The organism is Shewanella sp. Sh95, from assembly GCF_001308045.1.
Taxonomy (GTDB): Bacteria; Pseudomonadota; Gammaproteobacteria; order Enterobacterales; family Shewanellaceae; genus Shewanella; species Shewanella xiamenensis.
In genome coordinates this window covers 1-9,597 of sequence record NZ_LGYY01000181.1, presented here as the reverse complement: position 1 = coordinate 9,597, position 9,597 = coordinate 1, and the positions used below count along the sequence as shown (strand labels likewise).

Genomic DNA, 9,597 nt, shown 5'->3' with positions numbered 1-9,597 from the left:
TACAAACTTCTTGAGGCTTTCGAATCAACTGCACAATTTGCATTCGATTCGCACTGTAACCGCGCTCGCTTTCGCTGTCTGCCGTGTCAGTGGATGCGCATTATAGGCAGCGAAACTTTTTGTGCAAGCGCTTTTTTAACAAAACCTGCCGAGTGGACAAATAACCAACAAATCTTCAAGTATTGGGTGGATATGCTGCAATTTTTCTCACTTGGGCTGGTAAGTTTGGCATATGTAGAAAGGATGTGCAGGAAATTCTATAGATCGAATAGCCTTAAGAAAGGGCGCTTTAAAACTTTTACATATATAGATGAGTATGTCCGGTGCAGAGAAACGGTTCAAGAATAGGGAATGGCGACTCTTGAACCGTAGAACTAACATGGCATAACAGATTGAGAATGTAGGAACTGTCGGACTAAGGATTATCCGTAGAACTTTTTGAACTCTTGGTGCCCTCTGCTGTTTCTTGTTCCTTTTCATGCTCTCCATCACCCACAATATGGGCTACTTTGAGCTTTCTCACGGTACGAATAGTGATCACTGGCCCCGAGATGGCGTAGAGATAAAAACCAATGCAGAGGATTAAAGCTGGCTGAACCGAAACCACAACAAATACGCCCACAACGAATAGAATGGCAATAAAGTTCACTTTGCCGCGCCAGTCAATCTCCTTGAAAGAGTGATAACGGAAATTGCTCACCATTAATAACCCCGTGATTGCTGTAATCAATCCGGCAATCCAACTGATATTCTTACCATCGAGATTGTACTGATTACCAAGCCAAATACTGCCGGCAATAACGGCCGCAGCAGCAGGACTTGCTAAACCTTGGAAGTAACGTTTATCCGCAACACCGACTTGGGTATTAAAACGTGCAAGCCTTAATGCTGCTCCTGCGCAATAGATAAACGCCGCCAACCAACCGATTTTACCTAAATCCGCCAAGGCCCAATTATAGGCGAGCAGTGCTGGAGCCATGCCAAAGGACACCATATCCGCCATGCTGTCGTATTCAGCACCAAAGTCACTTTGAGTATTCGTCAGCCTTGCCACTCGTCCGTCAAGACCGTCACAGATCATAGCCACAAAAATCGCGATTGCTGCCGCTTCAAAGTTGGCATTCATCGAGGCAATCACAGCGTAGAAACCGGAAAACAAGCCTGCGGTTGTGAATAAATTGGGCAGTAAATAGATACCCTTATTCTTTACTGTTTGATTAGAAGAATTTTGCATACACTTATAAAGCTATGAACAGGAATGGAAGTAGGCTTCAAGATAGCATATTTTACTATCATGTCGATGGGTGCCCTAAGGGATGATGTTTATGTTAATGAAAACAAATTTGAGCGTGGTATTTTTAGGTTTTGTATACCTAGCGCTGCTCACACAACCCGTGCTGGCGGGCGCTATTTACATTTGGGTCGATAAGAACGGGGTGACTCATTACAGTCAACAACCACCGACTCAGGAACAACAAGCGCAGCAGTTGAATAGCAATGATCTTGAACCGAGTAAAATTGGCTATATAGCTCCCGTTAAAAAGGAAGCGCCTCCTGAAATGTCTGAGTCCGAAAAATCGGCGGCTTTAATTAAAGAGAAAGATGCCAAGCAAGCAGAAGCAATTTGTGAAAACGCTAAACATAATTTAGATGTGTTAACGACGCATACAAAACTCACCCGCCAAGAAGACGGTAATAAAGAACCTGTCGCGATGACAGAAGAAGAGCGCCAAGCAGCCATTACTGAGAATCAACAGCGGATCAAACTATTTTGCAATAAAAAATAACGCCCAGAGTTTGTAATAGGCACCACTAAAAATCTTGATGGCAATGCCACACTATTGCTAACCGCTATTTTATCTGTAACCGATATAGGCAAAAAAAACCGAAGTCCAAGACTTCGGTTTTTTGTTTAGGTAAAGCAGCATTTAGCACAGAAAATATCCGCGCAAATTATTGCTCGAATACCAACTCACCACCAGCGCAACTGACCTTGATAGGTTTGCCGGGTAGTAAATCGCCACGCAGTAATTTTTGCGCTAATGGGTTTTCCATCTCCTGCTGCAAGGCACGTTTCAGCGGTCTTGCGCCATAGACTGGATCGAAACCAATTTCGGCGATTAACGATAATGCCTCGTCGGTGATCTCCAGCGTATAGTCTTTCTCTGCCAAACGCTTACGCAATGAAGCAATTTGGATAGAAGCAATATGCTTGATATTTTCCGCATCCAAGGGATGGAATACCACAGACTCATCGATCCGGTTTAAAAACTCGGGTCTAAAGCTATGGGTTACCACATTCATCACCGCGCTCTTCATTTCGCGATAACTTAGGTGGCCAAATCCTTCTTGGATAATGTCAGAGCCTAAGTTTGAGGTCATGATGATCACCGTATTTCTAAAGTCGACGGTACGACCTTGACCATCGGTTAAGCGGCCATCATCCAGCACCTGCAGCAAAATGTTGAACACGTCTGGGTGAGCCTTTTCCACCTCATCGAGCAAAATCACCGAATAAGGCTTACGACGCACCGCTTCAGTTAAGTAACCGCCCTCTTCATAGCCGACATAGCCTGGAGGCGCCCCAACTAAACGGGAAACTGCGTGTTTCTCCATAAATTCAGACATGTCGATGCGCACTAAGGCCGATTCCGTATCGAAGAGGAACTTAGCCAACGACTTACACAACTCAGTTTTACCCACACCGGTTGGTCCTAAGAACAGGAACGAACCAATAGGACGATTGGGATCGGCAAGCCCTGCGCGGCTACGACGAATCGCATTAGCGACCGCATCCACAGCTTCGTTTTGGCCAATCACGCGCTCATGCAGTGCCACTTCCATTTGCAGCAGTTTTTCACGCTCGCCTTCGAGCATCTTAGAAACCGGAATACCCGTCGCCTTTGATAACACTTCGGCGATTTCTAAGTCAGTAACTTTATTGCGCAGCAGTGTCATATCCTGCATTTCAGCTTGCGATGCCAAGTCCAATTGCTTTTCAAGCTCTGGAATCCGGCCATATTGCAACTCAGACATGCGCGTTAAATCACCGGCGCGGCGCGCGACTTCTAAATCCATCCGCGCTTGCTCAAGGTCGGCTTTAATATGCTGAGTACCTGCCAACGCCGCTTTTTCGGTGCGCCAGATTTCATTAAGCTCCGACGCCTTAGCCTCAACTTCATGCAACTCGACACGTAAATGTTCGAGTCGACGACGGCTCGCCTCATCGTTTTCTTTGGCCAATGCCTGCTCTTCCAGTTTCAACTGGATAGCACGGCGCTCCAATCTGTCGAGGGATTCAGGCTTAGAATCCATCTGCATACGGATGCTCGACGCCGCCTCGTCAATTAAGTCGATGGCTTTATCGGGTAATTTACGGTCCGACACATAACGGTGCGACATGGTCGCCGCCGCTACAATCGCCGGATCGGTAATTTCCACATGGTGATGCAGCTCATAACGCTCTTTCAAGCCACGTAAAATCGCAATGGTGTCTTCAACGCTTGGCTCATCCACTAATACTTTTTGGAAACGACGCTCAAGGGCGGCATCTTTTTCAATATATTGGCGATACTCGTCAAGAGTCGTCGCGCCTACACAGTGGAGATCGCCACGGGCTAAAGCAGGCTTTAACATGTTCCCCGCATCCATGGCGCCATCGCCTTTACCCGCGCCCACCATTGTGTGCAGCTCGTCGATAAAGAGGATCACTTGGCCTTCTTCCTGCGCCAGCTCGTTAAGCACGGCTTTTAAACGCTCTTCAAACTCACCACGATATTTAGCGCCCGCAATTAATGCGCCCATATCTAAGGATAAAACACGTTTATTTTTAATCCCTTCAGGGACTTCACCGTTCACAATGCGCTGAGCGAGGCCTTCAACAATCGCGGTTTTACCCACGCCAGGCTCACCAATCAGCACTGGGTTGTTTTTGCTACGACGTTGCAGTACTTGAATGGTGCGGCGGATTTCATCGTCACGACCAATTACAGGATCGAGTTTGCCCTGCTCGGCACGTTCAGTAAGATCAACGGTAAACTTTTTCAGCGCTTGGCGTTGATCTTCCGCATTGGGATCATCCACATTCTGACCACCACGCATTTGCTCAATGGTTTGTTCCATTAGCTCTTTGGTCGCACCGGATTTTTTGAGGCATTGTGCTAGCGCATCGCTGCCCTCAAGCGCTGCGAGAACGAACAACTCACTGGAGATATATTTGTCTTTGCGCTTTTGCGCCAACTTATCGCACAGGTTTAATAAACGAATTAACCCTTGGGATAATTGTACATCGCCGCCAGTGCCTTCGACCTGCGGTAGACGTTCAAGCTCTTGGCTCAAGAGCGAGCGCAGCGCACTCACCCGAATGCCTGCTTGGGTTAATAAGGGATGGATAGAACCAGAATCCTGGTTAAGCAGCGCCATCATCAAATGTAGCGGTTCGATAAACTGATGATCACGCCCAAGTGCTAACGACTGGGCATCTGAGATGGCAAGCTGAAATTTATTAGTCATACGATCGAGTCGCATACAGCCTCCTAAAACTCACAAATAAGGTACAGCATTTTGTTAGTTAAAAGATGGGGGCTATTTGACCAATTTCAAGCTAGATGGCTAGAAATAAATACAAATTATAGGGGAATAAACTTAAGACTTAAGCCAGATCAAGGAAGCCATACGACCAGTGATTTTATCGCGGCGATAGGAGAAATAATCCTGATTCAATACAGTGCAAATATCGGCGCTGTAGATCTGTGTAATACCCAGTTGCTTTAAGCGCAATTTGGCTAATCCGATAATATCGGCGAGGTATTTATCGCCTCGCGCAATAAAACAACTTTCCGCATTAGGATCTTTTGCCATAAAGGCGGCACGCACTTCGGCGCCAACTTCAAAAGCGCTAGGGCCAATCGCGGGTCCTAAATAGGCAATCAGCTCACTCGGTTTAGAGGCAAACTTAGCCACACTTGCCTCAATCACCCCATCACACAGTCCGCGCCAACCAGCATGGGCAGCAGCAACTTCAGTCCCTAGTTGATTACACAAAAGCACCGGCAAGCAATCAGCGGTCATCACCACGCAAACCCGTCCAGCGAGGTCAGTATAGCTGGCATCGGCGACCAAAGGTGGCGTATTTTGCAAGGCCACACACTCTGATTGAGCTTCTTGAGTAAGATTAATTGGGACGATATCGGCCAAATCAATCACTCGAGTACCATGGACTTGCTCCAACCACACAGGCTCAGTCGCAAGCTGTAACTGCTGTGCTAGTAAGCCACGATTAACCAATACTTGCTGCGGTATGTCACCCACGTGCAACCCTAAATTCAGGCTATCGTAGGGGGCAAGACTCACGCCGCCATGGCGATCTGTCATTGCAATTGCCACATTGTCAGGTACTGGCCAATCGTGCATCAACATCAGTTAGTACTCGATCGGATGTTCTAAAGTGTCTTGACGCAGTGCTTTAGTCAAAATCACCATATCTTCTGGGATCGGCGCCGTCCAGCTCATGATTTCACAAGTCACAGGATGCGCTAATTCCAAACGTACCGCATGCAGTGCTTGGCGTTTAAAGTTTTTCAGGATCTCAAAAAACTCAGGACTTGCTGCCTTGGGTGGTTTTGGACGGCCGCCATAAACAGGATCGCCCACCAGCACATGGCCGATATACGCCATATGCACACGAATTTGGTGAGTACGTCCTGATTCTAAACGTAATCTTAAGCGGGTGTGATTACGGAATTTTTCTGCCACACGATAATGGGTCACCGCGGGTTTACCCGAATGATGCACCGCCATATGGGTACGTTTTGTCGGATGACGGCCAATCGGCTCATCCACTGTGCCCCCCGCCGTCATAGTACCGAGGACAATCGCCTCGTACTCACGGGTGATTTCACGGGCTTGCAATGCGGCCACTAAATGGGTCTGTGCTTCAACCGTTTTGGCCACCACCATCAAACCTGTGGTGTCTTTATCCAAACGGTGCACAATACCTGCACGTGGCACGTGCTCAATATTAGGGCAATGGTGCAGTAGTGCGTTCATCAGAGTACCGTCGGCATTGCCTGCACCTGGGTGAACGACTAAGCCAGCTTGTTTATTGATCACTAGGATATCATCATCTTCATAGACAATATCCAGCTCAATGGCTTGCGCAGCCGCATGCACTTCTTCTTCGAGCGTGGCGTTAATTTCGATTTGCTGCAGCTCAAAAACTTTTTCGCGCGGCTTGTTTACCATTACGCCATCAACATAGACTGCATCAGATAGGATCCATTCCTTGATGCGCGTGCGCGAGTAATCAGGGAACAACTCAGCCAGTGCTTGATCCAATCTCAAACCAGTTTGTGTTGCCGAAATCTCGCTTTTTAGATTAATCTCTTGTGTCATAGGAACCGTATCCCCATTTTGGGGTCAAAAAATGTGTGCTATCTGTTACAATCGAATGCTTTCTATTTTATCGTGAAATGGAAAAATTCTTAACTACAACTTATAAAGAATTGAATTCAAGTATGTATAAATTCTCCAAAGGCTTAACCTTAGTCCTATTTTCACTAGCGTTATCAGCCTGTAGTAGCAGTCCTGAAGATAACGATATTGCCGCCAAAACCTCACCTGACGAGCTTTATTCTCAGGCAAGAACCTCCATGGAGCTTGGCAATTACTCTAAAGCTGTCCGTTCATTGGAGGCGCTAGACTCTCGCTTCCCGTTTGGACCACATAAAACTCAGGTTCAATTGGATCTGATTTATGCTTATTACAAAATGGACGATGTTGCCTCTGGCATTGCTAACATTGACAGATTCATCCGTCTCAACCCAACGCACCCCAATATCGACTATGTCTACTATATGCGAGGACTCGTCAATATGCAGGCGGATAGCTATCTTTTCCACGATATGTTGAATATCGATAGAACCGATCGCGATCCGAAAAATGCCCAAGATGCCTTTAAGGATTTTGACCGTCTAATCAAAACCTATCCCAACAGCAAATATGCCGCTGACGCACAAAAACGCATGCTGTCGCTAAAAAACCGTTTAGCGAAATATTCCATTCAAGTTGCTGAATACTATATCAAAATGAACGCTTGGAGTGCTGCTGCTGTTCGTGCACAATCTGTGTTAGAAACATATCCCGGTACACCATCAACTGAGCGAGCACTGGAGATTATGGCAGAAGCTTATGGCGAGTTAGGTCAGAACCAACTGAAGCAAAACGTGCTAATGGTAATGCAAGCTAACTTCCCAAACAATGAAATATTAGCTAACTAAATAGAAATGCCCCTTTTAAAGGGGCATTTTTTCGTCTTCTACGGACATTTTTTACGTTTATCCCCTTTAAGTGGCACTGAGTATTTTCTCTTGTCATTCCCGCTAGGACTCAATAAATACACGATTCGAGTAAAACTTACCCAACCGCATCACTTTTTACATTATTTAGTAAAAATCAGTTGACTCAAAAGCCGAAAAGCCTTTAAATTGCGCCCGTCGCCCGAATAGCTCAGTCGGTAGAGCAGAGGATTGAAAATCCTCGTGTCCCTGGTTCGATTCCGGGTTCGGGCACCATCTTTAAGTTGGTTGCCTTAGCGACCAGTGTTAAAGGATTGCAATTAAAGTACAGTGCAGGTGTGGTGGAATTGGTAGACACGCCAGCTTCAGGTGCTGGTGCCCTTACGGGCGTGGAGGTTCAAGTCCTCTCACCTGTACCAAATTGCGATTCAACTTAGTTCGACAACCTGTCGAATACCAATGCAGATGTGGTGGAATTGGTAGACACGCCAGCTTCAGGTGCTGGTGCCCTTGCGGGCGTGGAGGTTCAAGTCCTCTCATCTGTACCAACATAAAGACCTCGCTAAGCGAGGTTTTTTTGTTTCTGCGATTTTATTTCCTTAAATCTCCAACCTCATTTGGCATGTTTGCTATAACTATTCATACAGACTCATCATGGACTGCTCGAGTTCTGCCTAAAAGCCTCCCAGAATACACTGAGGAAATCCATATGAATGGTCTTCAAATAAAACAAAAAATGTTTATTGGCATTCTCGTGCCGCTCCTAATGCTAGTAACCATTGGTTTTATCGCCATTTATATGATGGGAAAAATCGAATATGGCGTCGAGCGTATCTATAACGACAGAGTGGTTCCTTTAGACGATCTTAAGGTTATCGCTGATAAATATGCCGTTGATGTAATTGACGCGATCAATAAAGCCAATGCTGGCGGATTTAGCGCTTCGCAAGCGGCTAATGCGCTTGAAAATGCCAGCAAAACGATCAATCAGTACTGGCCCAAATACCTTGCAACTGAACTTACCCAAGAAGAATCTCGACTTGCGCAACAAGCTGAACAGTTATTTTTACCAGCGAATCAACAAGTTGAGCTACTCATTTCATATCTTAGGGGGAGGAATGGCGATGTAGCTTACCAACTGAATGACAAAATATTACCGCTTTACCAAGCAATCGATCCGATAAGTGGCAAAATATCAGAACTTATCGCACTACAAATCAAAATTGCAGGTCAGGAAAGAGCTGCCGCTAACGAGATTTATCACTCATCGATTGCCATCTTTGCCACTCTTGCAGGGCTTGCAATGCTGATCAGTATTTTGATTGGACTTTGGGTTAATCGCAGTGTGATGAATCCCATCAATGATATTGTGCGCAATTTAAAAACGATCCGCCAAGACTCCGATCTCACGATTAAATTCCGTACTTTTAATGATGATGAACTTGGACTTATTTCGACTAGCCTCACTCAAGTTATTGAACATTTGAGAGGGATTTTGCACTCCATCGCTGAAGCAGCAAATACGGTTAATAGCTCCGCGACCGAGCTAAGTAGTTTTACCCAAGAAACCAATAAACGCATGCAACAGCAACAAGCTGAAACTGAACAAACTGCAACAGCAATGAATGAAATGACGGCGACTGTGGCAGAGGTCGCGCAGAGTACTTCAGCCGCTGCGGATTCGGCAAAGGATGCGGATACTTATGCGGCGAATGGTAACCGTATCGTTATTGACTCAATTAGCAGCATGTCTCAACTTTCAGAACAAATTCAAAAAACGGCGCAAGTCATTGGCTTTTTATCCAATGAAAGCCAAAGTATTGGTCGAGTTTTAGATGTGATAAAGAGTATTGCCGAACAAACCAACCTATTGGCATTAAACGCTGCTATCGAAGCTGCTCGCGCAGGCGAGCAGGGTCGAGGTTTTGCCGTTGTCGCCGATGAAGTCAGAACGCTAGCTCAACGAACTCAAAAGTCCACCCAAGAAATTGAAGCGATGATCGCAACGCTACAAAAAGGGGTTAAAGAAGCAGTTAATGCAATGGAAGTTGGTATCAAGCAAGTCGATGATGCCAATAATAAAGCCAATGAAGCAGGTCAGGCCTTAAAAGAAATTGTAGCGTCAGTAGATAACATTGCTGAGCTCAATGCCCATATTGCGACTGCAGCTGAAGAGGTAGTGTTCATAATTCTGTGTCATTTCAGTAAAATATTCAAAAACAGGAATGACACATGACCCAACCTTTTAACTTCGAACAAGCCCTTAAAGATCTGCAATCAGGTAAAAGCCTCACAGGTAAAG

7 protein-coding genes, 3 tRNA genes and 1 pseudogene are annotated in these 9,597 nt (G+C 45.9%); 7 read left to right on the top strand and 4 right to left on the bottom strand.

Translation table 11 applies throughout. The annotated features are described in order from the left end of the window. Positions 1–348, top strand: a 348-nt coding sequence (locus tag AEA42_RS22930) for a hypothetical protein (RefSeq protein ID WP_231640393.1), incomplete at its 5' end; no start/stop codon positions are given. 67 nt (positions 349–415) lie between these two features. On the opposite strand, the gene pssA is transcribed toward AEA42_RS22930, so the two are convergent. Continuing rightward, the gene (pssA, locus tag AEA42_RS13280) at positions 416–1,234 is read right to left on the bottom strand and encodes a CDP-diacylglycerol--serine O-phosphatidyltransferase (protein WP_055647970.1); all 819 of its coding nucleotides are present in this window, start codon (positions 1,232–1,234) and stop codon (positions 416–418) included. A 91-nt stretch (positions 1,235–1,325) separates the two neighbouring features. Here pssA and AEA42_RS13275 point away from each other — a divergent pair, with 91 nt between their 5' ends. Continuing rightward, positions 1,326–1,787, top strand: a complete 462-nt coding sequence (locus AEA42_RS13275; protein ID WP_037431384.1) for a DUF4124 domain-containing protein — start codon at positions 1,326–1,328, stop codon at positions 1,785–1,787. A gap of 166 nt (positions 1,788–1,953) precedes the next feature. On the opposite strand, the gene clpB is transcribed toward AEA42_RS13275, so the two are convergent. The 3 genes from clpB to rluD all read right to left on the bottom strand — a co-directional run bounded on the left by clpB (position 1,954) and on the right by rluD (position 6,393). After that, the gene (clpB, locus tag AEA42_RS13270; RefSeq protein WP_037431382.1) at positions 1,954–4,527 is read right to left on the bottom strand and encodes an ATP-dependent chaperone ClpB; all 2,574 of its coding nucleotides are present in this window, start codon (positions 4,525–4,527) and stop codon (positions 1,954–1,956) included. A 117-nt stretch (positions 4,528–4,644) separates the two neighbouring features. Further along, entirely contained in the window at positions 4,645–5,418 is a 774-nt protein-coding gene (pgeF, locus tag AEA42_RS13265; RefSeq protein ID WP_055647969.1) for a peptidoglycan editing factor PgeF, read from the bottom strand. Between the two features lie 3 nt (positions 5,419–5,421). Next, complete coding sequence (rluD, locus tag AEA42_RS13260; protein ID WP_011073400.1) at positions 5,422–6,393, bottom strand: 23S rRNA pseudouridine(1911/1915/1917) synthase RluD; 972 nt, start codon at positions 6,391–6,393, stop codon at positions 5,422–5,424. 122 nt (positions 6,394–6,515) lie between these two features. Between rluD and AEA42_RS13255 the strand changes: the two genes are divergently transcribed. From AEA42_RS13255 to AEA42_RS13235, 5 genes and pseudogenes are all read left to right on the top strand, one after another. Then, on the top strand, positions 6,516–7,277 hold the full coding sequence (locus AEA42_RS13255) for an outer membrane protein assembly factor BamD (RefSeq protein ID WP_037431375.1): 762 nt from the start codon (positions 6,516–6,518) through the stop codon (positions 7,275–7,277). Between the two features lie 218 nt (positions 7,278–7,495). Then, positions 7,496–7,571, top strand: a tRNA-Phe gene (locus tag AEA42_RS13250). Positions 7,572–7,627: 56 nt separating this feature from the next. Continuing rightward, a tRNA-Leu gene (locus AEA42_RS13245) sits at positions 7,628–7,714 on the top strand. A 42-nt stretch (positions 7,715–7,756) separates the two neighbouring features. After that, positions 7,757–7,843, top strand: a tRNA-Leu gene (locus AEA42_RS13240). Positions 7,844–8,004: 161 nt separating this feature from the next. Continuing rightward, positions 8,005–9,471 (top strand): annotated as a pseudogene (locus AEA42_RS13235) (methyl-accepting chemotaxis protein); the annotation flags it as partial. Positions 9,472–9,597 lie beyond the last annotated feature (126 nt).